Annotated in this window: 1 protein-coding gene; it reads left to right on the top strand. The window is 42.3% G+C overall.

Annotated elements, in window-relative coordinates; translation table 11 throughout:
* Positions 1-499 (top strand): RagB/SusD family nutrient uptake outer membrane protein (locus AC07UV_RS25720; protein ID WP_495185858.1); only part of this gene is annotated, 499 nt, incomplete at both ends.

Raw genomic sequence — 499 nt, 5'->3', positions numbered from 1 at the left:
CAGCCAGCTGCTCACCCGGCAGAACTGTTATGTGGACACAGCTCTCTATGCTCACTATAGTGATGGCGACTGCAGGAAGAAATTGTTTTTTGTAAAAGAGGGAGAAAAGAGAGTAAAATTCAGAGGCAGTTTTGCGGAGGATAACGACATTCAGTTTACGGGGAGTACCATCGGTGAGATGTACCTGACTTTTGCGGAGGCTTCATTGAAGATATTGGGTAAAAAGGGGGATGTGATCGAGAAATTGAATTATTTTCTAAAATCGAGATATGAAACAGGCAAAAGTCCCGATATCCCGAGTGGGGAGGAAGAGTTGAGAGATCTTATCCTTAATGAAAGAAGGAAGGAACTTATCTTTCGCAATAGGCGATACGAGGATGTAAGACGACTGAACTTAGAAGGTGATAATATTACTTTTGCACGCAAACTGGCAGGCAGGGAATATCAATTGAAGCCCAATTCATTGGGGTATGCACTTTTGATTCCATTAGAAGCAATT

The sequence above is a fragment of the Sphingobacterium sp. GW821-FHT03E03 genome, assembly GCF_059420745.1.
This window is presented reverse-complemented; position numbering and strand designations above follow the sequence as displayed.